Origin of the sequence: Mitsuaria sp. WAJ17 (assembly GCF_014174515.1) — a bacterium.
In the GTDB taxonomy this organism is placed as follows: Bacteria; Pseudomonadota; Gammaproteobacteria; order Burkholderiales; family Burkholderiaceae_C; genus Roseateles_B.
Map to the genome: position 1 here is coordinate 100,903 of NZ_JACJUG010000004.1, position 15,861 is coordinate 116,763.

The window sequence follows — 15,861 nt, forward strand, 5'->3', positions numbered from 1 at the left end:
CAGGCCCATGAACTTCCAGCAGCTGCGCATCATCCGCGAGGCCGTCCAGCAGAACTTCAACCTGACCGAGGTGGCGGCGGCGCTGTTCACCTCGCAGTCCGGCGTGTCCAAGCACATCAAGGACCTGGAGGACGAGCTGGGCGTGGAGCTCTTCGTGCGCCGCGGCAAACGCCTGCTGGGCCTGACCGCGCCGGGCAAGGAGCTGGCGATCATCGTGGACCGCATGCTGCAGGACGCGCGCAACATCAAGCGCCTGGCCGACCAGTTCGCCGACGCCGAGGCCGGCCAGCTCACCGTGGCCACCACGCACACCCAGGCGCGCTATGCCCTGCCGCAGGTGGTGGCCCGCTTCAAGGCCGCCTTCCCCAAGGTGCACCTGGTGCTGCTGCAGGCCAACCCGGCGGAGATCGTCAGCCTGCTGCAGTCCGGCGAGGCGGACATCGGCATCGCCACCGAGGCCCTGGGCGAGGACCCGGCCTTCGCCACCTTTGCCTTCTATGACTGGCACCACAGCGTGGTCGTGCCCGAGGGCCATGCCCTGGGCACCGAGCCGCTGACGCTGGAGGCCCTGGCCGAGCAGCCCCTGATCACCTACCACGAGGGCTTCACCGGCCGCGCCCGCATCGACGCCACCTTCGCGCAGGCCGGCCTGGCGCCGGACATCGTGCTCTCCGCGCTGGACGCCGACGTGATCAAGACCTATGTGCAGGTGGGTCTGGGCCTGGGCATCATTGCCTCCATGGCCTTCGAGCCGCAGCGCGACGCGGGCCTGCGCCTGCTCGACGCCTCTCACCTCTTCCCCACCAACACCACGCACCTGGCCCTGAAGAAGGGCCACTACCTGCGCGGCTATGCCTACCGATTCCTGCAGGAATGCGTGGGCTCGCTCGGCGAGGAGCGCATCCGCGAGGCGCTGGGGACCGAGGCCTGAGGGTCTTCGCTTTTCCTCTTTGCTTAGCTGAATTTCTTGGAGGACAGCCGCGGAGCGCTTCGGAAGAATGGGCATCACAGGACACAAGACCTGACCCCTCCAACTTCCGAGTTCCCGCTGTCCATGCAAGCCTTATCCCTTCTCCGCCGCCTGGCCCTGGGCGCCACGCTCCTGAGCCTTGGCAGCGCCGCGCTGGCGCAGACCCAGCTGCTCAACGTCTCCTACGACCCCACCCGCGAGCTCTACCAGGACTTCAACGCCGCCTTTGCGAAGCAGTGGAAGGCCAAGTCCGGCGAGACGCTGGCCATCAAGCAGTCGCACGGCGGCTCGGGCAAGCAGGCGCGCTCGGTGATCGACGGGCTGGAGGCGGACGTGGTCACCCTGGCCCTGGCCTATGACATCGATGCCCTGCACGACACGGCCAAGCTCCTGCCCGCCGACTGGCAGAAGCGCCTGCCCCACAACGCCAGCCCCTACACCTCGACCATCGTGTTCCTGGTGCGCAAGGGCAATCCCAAGAAAATCACGAACTGGCAGGACCTGGCCCGCAGCGGCATCGACATCATCACGCCCAACCCCAAGACCTCGGGCGGTGCGCGCTGGAACTACCTGGCTGCCTGGGGCTATGCGCTCAAGCAGCCCGGTGGCAATGCCGACTCGGCCAAGGCCTTCGTCAAGCGCATCTACGCCAACACCAAGGTGCTGGACTCCGGCGCGCGCGGCTCCACCACCACCTTCGTGGAGCGCGGCATCGGCGACGTGCTGATCGCCTGGGAGAACGAGGCCTACCTGGCCGTCAAGGAGCTGGGCAAGGACAGGTTCGAGATCGTCACCCCCAGCATTTCCGTGCTGGCGGAGCCACCCGTCGCCCTGGTGGACAAGGTCGTGGACAGGCGCGGCACCCGCAAGCAGGCCCAGGCCTATCTCGAGTATCTCTACAGCCCCGAGGGCCAGGAGATCGCCGCCCGCCACTACTACCGTCCGCGCGATGCCAAGGTCGCCGCGAAGTACGCGAAGCAGTTCGCGCCGGTGCAGCTCTTCACCGTGGACGAGCTCTTCGGCGGCTGGCGCCTGGCCCAGAAGACGCACTTCGACGATGGCGGCGTCTTCGACCAGATCTACGCACCGGGCGCCCGCTGAGCCGACCGCATTGGCAAGACCTGCCCGCCCCGTCCCGCACCGTTTGTCTCCTCGTCAGACCCCTGCGACCGCATTGCTGGTGATGGGCGCGGACTGACCTTGGGCCTCCCCGGCGCCCGCCGCGGGAGGTCCCTTTTTCTGGCGGAGGAAAACCTTGCTCCTCGTCAAATCCCTGACACAAACGATGCGCACAATGCGAAGCATCAGGACGCGAGAAATCGGCTGCAACATAGGGCAGAGCACTGGAACCCGTGACCAGCGCGAAATGATCCGTCAGGGCCTTGTGCCCTGTCCGGTAGCAGGGCCACCGCTGGTGGCCCTTTGCTTTTTCCGGGTCGATCGTCCAGGCATACTGGCGCCCATGATGCGCAGCCCTGCCGAACTCGCCCAGGCCCAGCTCGAGGCCTACAACGCCAAGGACCTCGACGCCTTCTGTGCCTGCTATGGCCAGAACGTGCAGGTCTTCGAGCCGCCAGCTCCGCTGCCCACCTTGCAAGGCTTGGCGGCCTTGCGGGCGCGCTATGCCGGCGCGGCCTTTGCCAACCCGGAGCTCCAGGCAGAGGTGCTGCAGCGCATCGTGTGCGGCCCCACGGTGGTCGACCATGAGCGGGTTCATGTGCCAGGCCAGCCGGACCGGGACCTGGTGGTGGTCTACCGGTGCGAAGACGGACACATCGCGTCGGTGTTCTTCTACAAATCCCCGTGAACTGCGGGTAAAGAACTATTAAAGGTGGCCATGCCAAAAGGCTGGCGCGCCCCTGCATGAGATGCTTCGCACCCTGCATGCGGCCGCGCCCTGCCGCCTGCCGCAGCCCCCTTGAAATGGCAGCCAGCCATCGCCGCTGCCGGAATCGACGCCCCTGATTGCCATGTCCCCGACCCGCTCGACCGTCCCTGTCCGTACCGCCCTGCGCCCCCTTTGCCTCAGTCTCATGCTGACCGGACTGTCCCTGCAGGTCCTGGCCCAGGAGCAGGCCGCACCGCCCGCCCCGGCTGCCAGCCGTCCGCGTTCTGCGAATGCGCCTGGCCAGGCGCCGGCTGCGCAGGGGCGACAGACCCTGGAGAAGGTCGAGGTGAGCGGCGGCCCCAGCGATGACGCCACGCGCCGGGCCTCATCGGCCGCCAAGATCGTGATCAGCCGCGAGGAGATCGAGAAGTTCGGCGACAACAGCCTGGGCGAGGTGATGAAGCGCCTGCCCGGCGTCACCACCGGCGGCCGCCCGGGCCGTGGCGGCGACATCCGCATGCGCGGCATGGGCGGCGGCTTCACCCAGATCCTGGTCAACGGCGAGCGCATGCCGCCGGGCTTCTCGCTGGACCAGCTGCCGCCGGAGCAGGTCGAGCGCATCGAGATCATGCGCGCGCCCACCGCCGAGTTCGGCGCCCGCGCCATCGCCGGCACCATCAATGTGGTGCTGCGCGAGGCCTACCAGCGCAAGGTCAACGATCTGCGCGCCGGCCTCAGCGTCGAGCGCTCCCAGGTCAGTCCCAACGTCTCCTGGCAGCGCAACGACAAGCTCGACGACGCCGGCAGCAGCTACAACCTGGCAGTCAACGCCGGGCAGATGAAGCACGAGGACGACCAGAACGGCCGCACGGTGGCCGAGGACCTGCACGGGGGGCCGACCCGCGTACTCACCAGCACCGGCAGCAGCGAGGACGAGCGCAGGATGCTCAACGCCAACGGCCGCGTGCAATGGCGCCTGGGCGAGGGCGAGTCCTTCGCCCTCCAGCCCTTCCTGAGCATCAACAAGGGCAACAGCAGCAGCCAGCAGCGCCAGCAAGGCGATCGCAGCGACGGCCGCCCGCTCGCTTACGACAGGGCCCAGACCGAGGGCAGGACCGAATTCAAGATGCTGCGCCTGAACACCCAGCTACAGAAGAAGCTGGACCCCGACACCCGCCTGGACCTGCGCGTCGGCCTGGGCCGCGCGCTGATGGACTCGCGCACGCTGCGCCAGGAGTTCCTCGGCAGCGTCGGCTCGCGCACGCAGGAGGACACCGTGAACGGGCATGACAGCCACTGGAGCCTGATCGGCAAGGTGGCGCGCCAGCTGGAGAACGAGCACAGCCTGGTGGGCGGCGTAGAAGCCGAGAACCAGACCCGCGACCAGACCCGCGTGAGCCTGCAGAACGGCCTGCCGCGCCCGGCGCTGGCGGACTTCGGCGACAACCTTTCGGCCTCGGTCCGGCGCTTCGCAGCCTATGGCCAGGATGAGTGGTCCGTGAGCCCGCACTGGTCCTTCTACGCCGGCCTGCGCTGGGAAGGCATTGAGACCAGGAGCGACGCCGCCAACTACGCCGTGCGCAACAAGTCCAGCGTCTGGACGCCGCTGCTGCACGCCGTCTGGAAGCCTGACGAGAAGAGCCGCAACCAGGTGCGCATGAGCCTCACCCGCAGCTACCGCTCACCGCAGCTGCAGGACCTCATCGCGCGGCCCAGCATCAACAGCGAGTACCCCTGCCCCGCCGACGGCGCCTGCGGCCCCAATGCCGTCCAGTACCCCGACCGCAGCGGCAACCCCGAGCTGCGCCCCGAGATGGCCACCGGCGTGGAGATCGCCTTCGAACGCTACCTGGTCAAGGGCGGCCTGCTGAGCGCGAACTTCTTCTACCGCCACATCAATGACCTGATCCGTACCGAAACTCGCCTGGAGACCGTCTCCTGGGCCTCGGTGCCGCGCTGGGTGGCACGCCCGCAGAACATCGGCACGGCCAAGACCTTCGGCCTGGAGCTGGAGGCCAAGTTCCGCCTGGACGAGTTCATCGAGGACGCCCTGCCCCTGAACCTGCGCAGCAACCTGAGCCTCTTCAGCTCCCGCGTGGACGGCATCCCCGGCCCGAACAACCGCATCGACTCTCAGCCCAAGGCCACGGCCAATATCGGGTTCGACTACAAGCTGCGCAGCCTGCCCCTGACCCTGGCGGCCGGCCTGAACTGGACGCCCGGTGGCACCATCCAGCAGACCCTGATCCAGCAGAGCGTGACCCCCACCAAGCGCGTGATCGATGCCTCCGCCACCTGGGCCATCGACCGCGACACCCAGCTGCGCCTCTCCGCCTCCAACCTCGCCCCGCTGGACTACAACACCAGCTCGGTGATCACCACGGCCGACAACCGCATCACGACGGACAACCTGGGGCGCAGCTTCACGGTGTGGCAGCTGAGGTGGGAGCGCAAGCTCTGAGAGCCCCCTCGGCTGAACGCTGCCCTGAAGCTGCAGATCGACGGAAGGGCCACACTCGACACACGGCTGCGCGCGATCGCCGCGATGGCACCCACCCGCCCCAGGGAGTGCCACCCGTCACACACCCCTCAGTAGGAAGCGTCTCCCCCAAAACCCCCCGTCTTCTGATGGATACTCTGTCCCGCGGTCACCCCGACCGCATTGACTGGAGCCTGGAGGGTCATCATGGGTTTGATGGATTTCATCAAGAAACAATTCATTGACGTCCTGCAGTGGACGGAGGACGGGGATGGCACCCTGGCCTGGCGCTATCCCATGCAGGACTTCGAAATCCAGTACGGCGCCCAGCTGGTCGTGCGCGAGTCGCAGCTGGCGGTCTTCGTCAACGAAGGCAAGGTGGCCGACGTCTTCGGTCCCGGCACCTACAAGCTCACCACGCAGACCCTGCCCCTGCTGACCAACCTGAAGAACTGGGACAAGCTCTTCGAGTCCCCGTTCAAGAGCGACGTCTACTTCTTCAGCAGCCGCCAGCAGATCGACCAGCGCTGGGGCACGCCGCAGCCCGTCACCATCCGTGACAAGGACTTCGGCGCCGTGCGCGTGCGCGCCTTCGGCAACTACGCCTACCGCATCGCCGACCCGAAGCGCTTCCACCAGGAGATCTCGGGCACCCGCGATCGCTACACCGCCCAGGAGCTGGACGGCCAGTTGCGCGGCACCATCCTGCAGCACATCAGCGACGCCGTCGCCCAGAGCGGCATTCCCTTCCTGGACCTGGCGGCCAACCAGGTCGAGTTCGCCTCGCAGCTGCAGGCCGCCACCTCGCCGGCCTTCGAGGCCCTGGGCCTGAAGCTGGAGTCGGTCACGCTGCAGAGCGTCTCGCTCCCCGAAGAACTGCAGAAGATCCTCGACCAGAAGATCGGCATGGGCATGATCGGCCAGAACATGGGCCAGTTCATGCAGTACCAGACGGCCCAGGCCATCCCCAAGCTCGCCGAAGGCGTGGGCCAGGGCGGTGGCGGCATCGCGGGCGATGCCATGGGCCTGGGGGCAGGTCTTGCCCTGGGCCAGACGCTGGCACAGCAGATGGCCGCCGGCCTCGCCGCCCAGCCGCAGGCCGCCGCTCAGCCGGCAGCCGCTGCGGCGCCGGTGACGCAGAGCGCCGACGACATCATGTCCCTGCTGGAGAAGCTGGGCGAGCTCAAGGCCAAGGGCATCCTCACCGAGGAAGAGTTCGCGGCCAAGAAGGCCGACTTGCTGAAGAAGCTGGGCTGAGACCACCGTCAAACCTGCACGCGGCGCCCCGGGCTGAACGCCCGAGGCACGCGTGCGCAGCCTGACACCGAGTGGCAAGCACCTCCCCCCAGCGCCGCTGGCAAGCGGCCTGTCCCAATTGCGGAGCGCCCGTCGAGTTCGCCTCGGCGGCGTCGCACAGCGCCGTCTGCAGCTACTGCCGCGCGACCCTGCTTCGCGAGGGCGAGGCCCTGCGCAAGATCGGCCAGAGCGCCGAGCTCTTCGAGGACTACTCCCCTCTGCAGCTGGGTGCCGCCGGCAAGTACCAGGGCGAGCCCTTCACCGTGCTGGGTCGCCTCCAGCTGCGCACCGAGGAGGCCAGTTGGAACGAATGGCACATCCTCTTCGGTAACGGGCGCAGCGCCTGGCTCTCGGAGGACAACGGCGCCTTCGTGATCGGTTTCGAGCTGCCGCTGGGCGAGGCGCCGCCGCTGGCGGCCAACACCATCGTCGGCTCGCCCCTGACCCTGGGCGGCTCGCGCTGGGAGGTGGCCTCCAAGGTCGATGCCACCGTGCTGGCCTGCGAAGGCGAGCTGCCGCGCCCGCCCGAGCTGCTCAAGAGCTACTGGGTGGTGGAGCTGCGAAGTGCCAAGGGCGAGGTCGGCAGCCTGGAGTTCAGCCAGCCGCAGGCCCCGGTCTGGACGGTGGGCCGCAGCGTGCGTCTGGCCGAGCTGGCCCTCAGCGGCCTGCGCGAGGACAGCAGCAAGACGCTCTCCGGCAAGTCCCTGCCCTGCCCGGGCTGCGGCGCCTCGCTGACGCCCAAGCTGGACAGTACGCAGTCCATCGTCTGCCCCCAATGTCACACCGTCACCGACATCTCCAAGGGCGTCGGCGGCGACCTGGCCCACTATGCCCAGGAAAATGGCCTGGAGCCCCTGATCCCCATGGGCAGCAGCGGCAAGCTGGCCCTCATGGGCGGCACGCCGCAGGACTGGCAGGTCGTCGGCTACATGGAGCGCTGCGACCTGCCCCAGGGCGGTGACGAGGAACAGACCTTCTGGCGCGAGTACCTGCTCTTCAACCGCCTGGAGGGCTTCGCCTTCCTGGTGGACACCGAGGAAGGCTGGAGCGTGGTGCGCCCGCTCACCGGCGCCCCTACGGCGGACAAGGGCGGCGCCGTCAGCTGGCAGGACAAGCGCTTCGCGCGGCGCTGGCAGTACACGGCTCTCATCACCTATGTGCTGGGCGAGTTCTACTGGCGCGTGAAGCGCGGCGAGAAGTGCCTGGTCACCGACTACGAATACCGCGCCGGCAGCCGCACCGAGCTGCTCAGCCGGGAGCAGACAGGCAACGAGGTCACCTGGAGCCACGGCCGCAAGCTGGACGCCGACGAGGTGCTCAAGGGCTTCGCCCTGGCACCCGAGAAGCGCGCCGCCTTCACCCGCGACGCCGGCGTGCGCGCCAGCGGCGACGCCCATGGCCTCTTCGCCAAGATCATCCTCGGCGCCTTCGTGCTGCTGGTGCTGCTGCTGCTCTTCAGGGCCTGCAGCAGCGATGATTGCCAGTCCTACAAGGACAGCTATGGCGAGGGCAGTGCCGAATACCAGGCCTGCAAGCGCAGCGGCGGCGTGCGTTCCAGCGGCGGCTCAGGCGGCTCCTGGGGCGGCTACAGCAGTGGTGGTGGCGGGCACAAATGATGCCGGCCAGGATCAGAGCGAACACAGGAAAGGCGTGCACCTCATGAACGGCTTCGAATACCTCAAGCCCGGCATCGTGCTGGGATCCATCCTCTACGCCATCGTCGGCGTGCTGGTGTTCTGGATCAGTTTCATCATCATCGACAAGCTCACCCCCTACAAGCTGTGGGAAGAGATCGTCGAGCACAAGAACATGGCCCTGGCCGTCGTGGTAGCGGCCATGTGCATCTCCATCGGGCAGATCGTGGCGGCGGCCATCCATGGCTGAAGGCGGGCCGCGGTGACGCTGCGGCCCTCCCTGCTTCGCCAGCACACCCTGACTGACCCCAGCGCGGCTGCGGTCCCGCTTTCATCGACGCCCCATGCTTTTCATCGTCCGATTCCATGACCGCGAGGAGGCCCTGCCCCTGCGCCACGAACACATGCAGGCCCACCTGGACTGGCTGGCCGCGCATGCCCAGCAGGTGCGCATCGCCGGCTCGCTGCGTGAGGACCCGGTCCTGCCGCCCCTCGGGGCGCTGTGGATCGTGGAGGCGCCCGACCGCGAGGCCGTGCAGGCCCTGATCGCCAGCGATCCCTTCTCCCTGGTCGGCCTGCGTGCGCGCTGGGAGATCCTGCACTGGTCCAAGGCCTTCCCGGGCCAGAGCGTGACGATATGACATGAGCCAGACGCCCCAAGACGAGCCGCTGCCCGCGGCCCAGCGCATCAGCCTGCAGGAGCTGCTGCTGCTGTCCAGCGTCTTCGTGATCGCCGCCTGCGGCCTGGTCTACGAGCTGACGGCCGGCGCCCTGGCCAGCTACCTGATGGGCGACTCGGTGCTGCAGTTCAGCACCATCATCGGCTGCTATCTCTTCGCCATGGGCGTGGGGTCCTGGCTCTCGCGCTTCGTGGAGCGCCAACTGGTGGCGCAGTTCCTGCGCATCGAGCTGCTGGTGGGTGTGATCGGCGGGCTGATGCCGGCCGGGCTCTTCCTCGCGCACAGCTGGCTGCCGCCCTCCGAGCTGCTGGTCTTCCGCAGCCTGCTCTACGGCCTGGTGCTGCTGGTGGGCATCCTCGTGGGTCTGGAGATCCCGCTGGTGATGCGCATCATCAAGCGCCAGGTGCGCCAGCGCTATGCGCTCAAGGACCTCGTCTCCCAGGTGCTGACCTTCGACTACCTCGGCGCGCTCGTGGTGGCCCTGGCTTTCCCGCTGCTGCTGGTGCCGCAGTTGGGCCTGGTGCGCACGGGCCTGGTCTTCGGCCTGCTCAACGTGGCCGTGGCCTGCTGGGCGCTGTGGATGTTCCGAGGCGAGCTGCGGGGCTGGCGCCAGCATGCCCTGGCCTGCGCGGGCTCGGCCCTGCTACTGCTGGCCGGCCTGGCCGGCGCCGACCGCCTCACCACCTGGGCCGAGGACCGCTTCTATGGCGAGCACATCCTGATCAAGGAGAGCAGCGCCTACCAGCGCATCGTCGTCACCCAGGGCAAGGCCGGCGTGCGGCTCTTCCTCAACGGCAACCTGCAGTTCCACTCCAAGGACGAATACCGCTACCACGAGGCCCTGGTCCACCCGGCCATGGCCGCCCATGGGGCGCCGCGCCGCGTGTTGGTGCTGGGCGGCGGCGACGGCATGGCGGTGCGCGAGATCCTGCGCTATCCCTCGGTGCTCTCGGTCACCCTGGTGGAGCTGGACCCGCATATGACGCGACTCTTCTCCACCCTGCCCCTGCTGCGCAGCCTCAACCAGGACGCCCTGCGCAGCCCCAAGCTGCGCGTGGTCAATGCCGACGCCTTCGGCTGGCTGGAGCAGCACGAGGAGCGCTTCGACGTCATCGTGATCGACTTCCCCGACCCCAGCAACTTCGCCCTGGGCAAGCTCTACACCACCAGCTTCTACCAGCTGATCGACCAGCACCTGGACGCCGGTGGCTACGCCGTGGTGCAGACCACCTCGCCCCTGATCGCCCGTCGCAGCTTCTGGACCGTGGTCAACACGCTGGAGTCGGTGGGCCTGTCCACCACGCCCTATCACACCCACGTGCCCAGCTTCGGCGAATGGGGCTTCGTGATGGCCGCGCGCCGGCCCTGGGCCCTGCCGCGCGGCCTGCCGCCGGGCCTGCGCTTCCTCACCGTGGACAGCCTGCCCGCCATGATGAGCTTCCCGGCGGACATGGCCCGTGTCGAGACCGAGGTCAACCGCCTGTCCAACCAGGTCCTGGTGCGAGAGTTCGAGGCCGAGTGGGGCAAGGTGCACTGAGCATGCGCCGCCGCGAACTGCTGGCTGCGCTCGGCTCGACGCCCGCCCTGCTGGGCGGCTGCACGGTCCGCGAGCGGTCGCCCCTCGCAGGCGGCTGGGTGGGCGCCCATGCCGAGCGCGGCCATCTGCTGCGCGAGGCCGGCACGCGCGAGCGCCTGCTGCGCGCCGCGCGCGAGGCACTGCCGCGGCGGACCGACACCCTCATCGTGGGCGGCGGGGTGTCAGGTCTTGCCTGCGCCCGGCGCCTGGTCCAGGCCGGCCGGGACTTCACCCTGCTGGAGCTGGAAGACGAAGCCGGCGGCAATGCGCGGGGCCACCAGATGGGCGGATTCGCCTGCCCGCTGGGGGCGCACTACCTGCCCGTGCCGGGGCCGCAGGCGCCGGAAGTCGCCCAGCTGCTGGAGGAGCTGGGCGTGAGCCGCCAGCAGGCCGGGCGCACCGTCCACGAAGAACGCTTCCTGTGCCACAGCCCGCAGGAGCGCCTCTTCTTCGAGGGCCAGTGGCACGAAGGACTGCTGCCGCCGCCAGACAGCGCGGCCACCCGCGCCCAGTACCAGCGCTTCGGGCAGGCCGTGACCCGGGCCCAGGCCCTGGGCTTTGCCATGCCCTCGCAGCGCGCGCCCTGGACGCCCGACCATGCCGCCCTGGATGCCCAGCCCTTCGCCCACTGGCTGGACGCCCAGGGCCTCGACGATCCGCGGCTTCGCTGGTATCTGGACTACTGCTGCCGCGACGACTACGGCGCCGGTGCCGGCACCGTCAGCGCCTGGGCCGGCCTCCACTACTTCGCCAGCCGCCACGGCTTTCACGGCGGGGAATCCCGCGTGGGCGAGGAGGAACGCGAGGCCGTGCTGACCTGGCCTGAGGGCAATGCCTGGCTGACCCGCCACATGTCCCGGCCCCTGGGCGATCGTCTGCGGGCCGGCCGGCTGGTGCTTCGCGTGGAGCAGGGCCGCCATCAGGTGGAGGTGCTGGCCTGGAATGCGTCCACCCAGACCGGCGAACGCTGGACGGCACGCCAGCTGGTGATGGCCACCCCCCTCTTCATCGCCGCGCACCTGGTGGACCAGGCCCCTCCTGCCCTGCGCGAGGCCGTCGCCCTGCAGCCGCATGCGCCCTGGCTGGTCGCCAACCTGCAGCTCGCCAGCCCCCTGCTGGAGCGCAGTGGCGCGGGACTCAGCTGGGACAACGTGATCTACGGCAGCGAGCAGCTGGGCTATGTGGACGCCGGCCACCAGCGCCTGGACCCGACGCCGGGGCCCACCGTGCTGACAGCCTACTGGGCCCTGCCCGCCACGCAGCGCGCCGCCCTGCTGACGGGATCCTGGGAGGCCTGGGCACAGCGGGTGCTGGGGCCGCTGCGGGCCGTGCACCCGGACCTGCCGGACCGGCTGCAGCGCATGGACCTGATGCGCTGGGGCCATGCGATGAGCATCCCCGTCCCCGGCCTGCGCGGCAGCCCGGCCCTGGGCGCCCTGCGCCTGCCCCAGGGCACGCAAGGCCGCCTGCATTTCGCGCACAGCGACCTGGCCGCCTACTCGGTGTTCGAGGAGGCCTATGCCGCCGGCTGGACCGTCGCCGGTCGCCTGCTGCGCAAGGCCTGAGCCCCCCTTTCCCGGCCGGCAGTGCGGCGCCAGACCAACAGGCCGTCCGCCCGACTGCCAACTCTGAACGAAGACGGCCCCAAGGGGCGCATCCCTCATCCTTGAAGGCGTCCGCCGGGGGTAGGCTTGCCCTCCTGATGGAGACGGCACCTTGACCACGCTGCAGAGCCCCCCGGAGCCCCGCCTGGCAGTGGAGACCGGCAGCGAGCCCGCCACGCCGCCCCGCGGGCTGGCCATGCGCTGGGCCCTGCTGAGCCTGGTGGCCCTGCCGATGCTGGCCCTGGCCCTCACCCTCGGCTACGACACCTGGCAGCAGTACCAGGCAAGCCTGGCCGCCGCCTACCGGCAGGCCACGGCGACGCGCCTGCTCTATGGAACCCAGACCGAGCTCTTCCTGGCCCAGGCCGAGCATGTGCTGGCCCGCCTGGCCGAGCGCCCGGGCATCCGAGCTCTGGACAAGGCCCACTGCGACCCCGTGCTGGGTGAGCTGATGCAGTTCCAGCCAGCCTATGCCAATGTGCTCACCCTGGATGCCGGAGGCAGGCTGATCTGCAGTGCCACCCGAGTGATCGCCGGCGGCAAGGCAGGCCCGGACCCGCACTACTACTTCAAGGAAGTGCTCAGCAGCGGCCGCTTCACCGTGGGCAAGCCGGCGCAGGGCTTCATCACCGGCCGCTGGGTGTCCACCCTGGCCTACCCCATCCGCGACGAGGACGGCGCCATCAGCGGCGTGGTGGGCATAGCGGTGGACCTCACCAACTACCGCCCCCTGCTGCCGCCCGGCACGCTGCCGCCGCGAGCCTTCGTCGGCGTGATCAACAGCGAGGGCATCGTGATCGCCCGCTCCGAGCGGGCCGAGGAGCGCGTCGGCAAGCCGGCCAATCCGGACAGCTCCGCCCGCATGCGCCACGAGCGCGAAGGCGTGATGGCCGCGCCTGACTTCGAGGGCATTCAGCGCTTCTTCTCCTTCGGTCCCGTGCCGCACAGCGACTGGACCGTCTTCGTGGCCCTGGACCAGTCCGTTGTGATGGCGCCGGTGCTGCAGCTGGCCTGGCAGCGTCTGGGCGTCACCGCCTGCCTGCTGCTGGCCGTGGGCCTGATCACGGTGCGTCTGACGCGACGCATCGCCCGCCCGGTGGAGTCCATCTCGCGCACCATGGCGGCCGTGAGCGCCGGTGCCATCTACGAGCGGGCCCTGCCCGAAGGCCCCGCTGAGCTCCAGACCATCGCCCGCGAACTCAACGCCATGCTGGACGCCCGCATGCGCGCCGACGCCCGGCTGCGCCAGAGCGAGGAGCGCTTCCGCATCGCCTTTCGCACCAGCCCCGACGCCCTGTGCATCACCCAGCTCAGCTCGGGCCGCTTCATCGAGGTCAACGACGGCTTCCAACCCCTCACCGGCTGGCCGCGCGAGAGCCTGGCTGGCAAGACGGTGCATGACATCCACCTCTGGCGCCATCCCGAGGATCGCCAGCGCCTGATCCAGCCGCTGATGAAGACCGGCACCTGCTCCAACCTGGAAGCCGAGCTCCAGGCCCGCGACGGCCGCGTCTTGACAGGCCTGATATCGGCCCAGCTGATCAGCCTGGACGGCGTTCCCTGCATCCTCTCCATCACCCGCGACATCACCGAGCGCAAGGCCTCGGAGGAGCGCATCCACAGCCTGTCCTTCTCCGACCCCCTGACCGGACTGCCCAACCGCCGCCTGTTCCTGGACCGGCTCCAGCAGGCCATGATCGGCTGCCAGCGCCACCACCGCCTGGGGGCCCTGCTCTACGTCGATCTGGACGATTTCAAGACCGTCAACGAGGCCCTGGGCCACGACCAGGGCGACCTGATGCTCAAGGAGGTGGCTCGCCGCCTGAGCCATTGCGTGCAGGAGGGCGATACCGCGGCCCGCCTGGGCGGTGACGAATTCGCCATCGTGCTGGACGAGTTCAGCGGCCACAGTGAGGAGGCCGCCGCGCACGCCGAAGCCGTGGCCGAGAAGCTGCTGCTGGCGCTCAAGCAGCCCTACCTGTTGGGCGAGTTCACGCAGCACCGCACGGCCAGCGTGGGCATCGCGCTGTTCGGCCATCCAGCCGAGGGTTCGTCCGAGCCGCCCACTGAGCCGCCCACCGAGCCGCTGCGCCGCGCCGAACTGGCCATGTACCAGGCCAAGGCCGCCGGCCGCAACATGCTGCAGTTCTTCGATCCCCGGATGCAATCCGTCGTCAGCGCCCGGGCGGCGCTGGAGGCTGGCCTGCGCGAGGCCATCGAGCAGCAACAGTTCCAGCTCCACTACCAGCCCCAGGTCAACGCCGAGGGCCGTGTGGTGGGCGCCGAAGCGCTGGTGCGCTGGTTGGACCCGCGCCGCGGGATGATCTCGCCGGCGGAGTTCATCCCCCTGGCGGAGTCCTCCGGCCTCATCCTCCCCCTGGGCCGGTGGGTGCTGCAGACGGCCTGCGCCCAGCTGGCGCGCTGGCGCAACATGCCGGGGCTGTCGCAGCTGAGCCTCTCGGTCAATGTCAGTGCGCGGCAGTTCGGCGAGGCCGACTTCGTCGAACAGGTCATGACCACGCTGATGCGCGGTGGCGTCCGCGCCCAGGCGCTGAAGCTGGAGATGACCGAGAGCATGCTGGCCACCAATATCGAGGACGTGACCGCCAAGATGACCGCCCTCAAGGGCCTGGGCCTGTGCTTCTCGCTGGACGATTTCGGCACCGGCTACTCCTCGCTGTCCTACCTGAAGCGCCTGCCCCTGGACCAGCTCAAGATCGACCAGGGTTTTGTGCGCGACATCCTGGTCGATTCCAACGACGCGGCCATCGCCAAGATGGTCGTGGCCCTGGCCGACAGCATGGGCCTCACCGTGATCGCCGAAGGCGTGGAGACCGCGGCGCAGCGCGAGGCCCTGGCCGCCCTGGGCTGCACCAACTACCAGGGCTATCTCTTCAGCCGGCCTCTGCCTGGGCCAGAATTCGAGGCCTGGATGGTCCAGCGGATGGCCGAGGGCAAGACCTGACCCCGCCTGGCCACCGGTCTTCGCCGCGCGCCGGCACCGACCTTTTTCGCATCGCCATGAACCGACTCCACGCCCAGTGGCAACGACTCTTCCTCACCCCCGGCCAGCCACCGCACAGCGGCCAGGCCCCGGCCCTCGCCGACGCCCAAGGCCGCACGCGCGCCCTGCTGCTGGAGCTGGCCCGGCCAGCGCAATGGACGGCACTGGCAGAGGTCTGGCACAGCGTCCAGCAGGACCTGGCCTTGCCGGCTCCGGCCATTGCGATCTCGGGGCGTGACGGCTATCAACTGTGGTTCCCGCTGGCAGCGCCCATCGAGGCAGCACAGGGTCTGGCCTTCCTGCAAGCCTTGTGCCTACGCTACCTGCCGGACGTACCTGCAAGCCGTCTGCACCTGCAGGCCGGGGAGAGCTGCGGGCGCACAGACACCGGCCCGCGGCGTGCCATCGCCCTGCCTCCGCAGGCGCAGGCCGAGCCGGACCGCTGGTCCGCCTTCGTGAGCGCAGACCTGGCCCCCGTCTTCGGTGACAGCCCCTGGATCGACATGGCGCCCGGTCCCGATGCGCAGGCCGACGTGCTGGCCGCCGTGGAGCCCATCGCGCAGGGCGCCCTGTCGGACGCCCTGCTGCGCCTGTCCCCTGCCCCAGCCTCCGACCACAGCCCTGCAGCCGACGGCGCAGGAGTGTGGCCATCGAACGGCTTGCCCAGCACGTCCGAAGACCCCCGGGCTTCAGCCATCGCCTTCCTGATGCAGGTCATGCGTGATGACACGGCCCCGCTGGCGCAGCGCGTCGAGGCCGCCCGAGCCCTCCTGGAGAGCGGGCGCTAGGT

At 69.2% G+C, this 15,861-nt stretch carries 12 protein-coding genes; all 12 read left to right on the forward strand.

Going from position 1 to position 15,861, the window contains the following annotated elements:
* The first annotated feature begins 7 nt into the window (after positions 1-7).
* The 12 genes from H5407_RS04830 (at position 8) to H5407_RS04885 (ending at position 15,859) form a co-directional block, all read left to right on the forward strand.
* On the forward strand, positions 8-931 hold the full coding sequence (locus tag H5407_RS04830) for a CysB family HTH-type transcriptional regulator (RefSeq protein WP_183103298.1): 924 nt from the start codon (positions 8-10) through the stop codon (positions 929-931).
* 123 nt (positions 932-1,054) lie between these two features.
* On the forward strand, positions 1,055-2,071 hold the full coding sequence (locus H5407_RS04835; protein ID WP_183103299.1) for a sulfate ABC transporter substrate-binding protein: 1,017 nt from the start codon (positions 1,055-1,057) through the stop codon (positions 2,069-2,071).
* Positions 2,072-2,432: 361 nt separating this feature from the next.
* Positions 2,433-2,777: a nuclear transport factor 2 family protein gene (locus H5407_RS04840; RefSeq protein ID WP_183103300.1), complete on the forward strand. Its 345-nt coding sequence runs from the start codon at positions 2,433-2,435 to the stop codon at positions 2,775-2,777.
* Between the two features lie 226 nt (positions 2,778-3,003).
* Positions 3,004-5,259 carry a TonB-dependent siderophore receptor gene (locus H5407_RS04845; RefSeq protein ID WP_183103301.1) on the forward strand — a complete coding sequence of 752 codons (2,256 nt, stop codon included), beginning with the start codon at positions 3,004-3,006 and terminating at the stop codon, positions 5,257-5,259.
* Positions 5,260-5,484: 225 nt separating this feature from the next.
* Complete coding sequence (locus H5407_RS04850; protein ID WP_183103302.1) at positions 5,485-6,534, forward strand: SPFH domain-containing protein; 1,050 nt, start codon at positions 5,485-5,487, stop codon at positions 6,532-6,534.
* A 71-nt stretch (positions 6,535-6,605) separates the two neighbouring features.
* Entirely contained in the window at positions 6,606-8,189 is a 1,584-nt protein-coding gene (locus H5407_RS04855) for a DUF4178 domain-containing protein (RefSeq protein ID WP_183103303.1), read from the forward strand.
* Between the two features lie 43 nt (positions 8,190-8,232).
* Complete coding sequence (locus H5407_RS04860) at positions 8,233-8,457, forward strand: DUF350 domain-containing protein (RefSeq protein WP_183103304.1); 225 nt, start codon at positions 8,233-8,235, stop codon at positions 8,455-8,457.
* Between the two features lie 94 nt (positions 8,458-8,551).
* Positions 8,552-8,848: a YciI family protein gene (locus tag H5407_RS04865; RefSeq protein WP_183103305.1), complete on the forward strand. Its 297-nt coding sequence runs from the start codon at positions 8,552-8,554 to the stop codon at positions 8,846-8,848.
* Between the two features lies 1 nt (position 8,849).
* Positions 8,850-10,424 carry a polyamine aminopropyltransferase gene (locus H5407_RS04870; RefSeq protein WP_183103306.1) on the forward strand — a complete coding sequence of 525 codons (1,575 nt, stop codon included), beginning with the start codon at positions 8,850-8,852 and terminating at the stop codon, positions 10,422-10,424.
* Positions 10,425-10,426: 2 nt separating this feature from the next.
* The gene (locus H5407_RS04875; RefSeq protein ID WP_183103307.1) at positions 10,427-12,028 is read left to right on the forward strand and encodes an FAD-dependent oxidoreductase; all 1,602 of its coding nucleotides are present in this window, start codon (positions 10,427-10,429) and stop codon (positions 12,026-12,028) included.
* 151 nt (positions 12,029-12,179) lie between these two features.
* Complete coding sequence (locus tag H5407_RS04880) at positions 12,180-15,032, forward strand: EAL domain-containing protein (RefSeq protein WP_183103308.1); 2,853 nt, start codon at positions 12,180-12,182, stop codon at positions 15,030-15,032.
* A 56-nt stretch (positions 15,033-15,088) separates the two neighbouring features.
* Positions 15,089-15,859 carry a hypothetical protein gene (locus H5407_RS04885; protein ID WP_183103309.1) on the forward strand — a complete coding sequence of 257 codons (771 nt, stop codon included), beginning with the start codon at positions 15,089-15,091 and terminating at the stop codon, positions 15,857-15,859.
* The last annotated feature ends 2 nt before the right edge of the window (positions 15,860-15,861 follow it).

Coding starts and splice junctions, on each gene's coding strand:
- H5407_RS04835 (WP_183103299.1), top strand. CDS start 1,055: ATGCAAGCCTTATCCCTTCTCCGCCGCCTGGCCCTGGGCGCCACGCTC.
- H5407_RS04860 (WP_183103304.1), top strand. CDS start 8,233: ATGAACGGCTTCGAATACCTCAAGCCCGGCATCGTGCTGGGATCCATC.
- H5407_RS04850 (WP_183103302.1), top strand. CDS start 5,485: ATGGGTTTGATGGATTTCATCAAGAAACAATTCATTGACGTCCTGCAG.
- H5407_RS04875 (WP_183103307.1), top strand. CDS start 10,427: ATGCGCCGCCGCGAACTGCTGGCTGCGCTCGGCTCGACGCCCGCCCTG.
- H5407_RS04830 (WP_183103298.1), top strand. CDS start 8: ATGAACTTCCAGCAGCTGCGCATCATCCGCGAGGCCGTCCAGCAGAAC.
- H5407_RS04865 (WP_183103305.1), top strand. CDS start 8,552: ATGCTTTTCATCGTCCGATTCCATGACCGCGAGGAGGCCCTGCCCCTG.
- H5407_RS04885 (WP_183103309.1), top strand. CDS start 15,089: ATGAACCGACTCCACGCCCAGTGGCAACGACTCTTCCTCACCCCCGGC.
- H5407_RS04840 (WP_183103300.1), top strand. CDS start 2,433: ATGATGCGCAGCCCTGCCGAACTCGCCCAGGCCCAGCTCGAGGCCTAC.
- H5407_RS04845 (WP_183103301.1), top strand. CDS start 3,004: ATGCTGACCGGACTGTCCCTGCAGGTCCTGGCCCAGGAGCAGGCCGCA.
- H5407_RS04870 (WP_183103306.1), top strand. CDS start 8,850: ATGAGCCAGACGCCCCAAGACGAGCCGCTGCCCGCGGCCCAGCGCATC.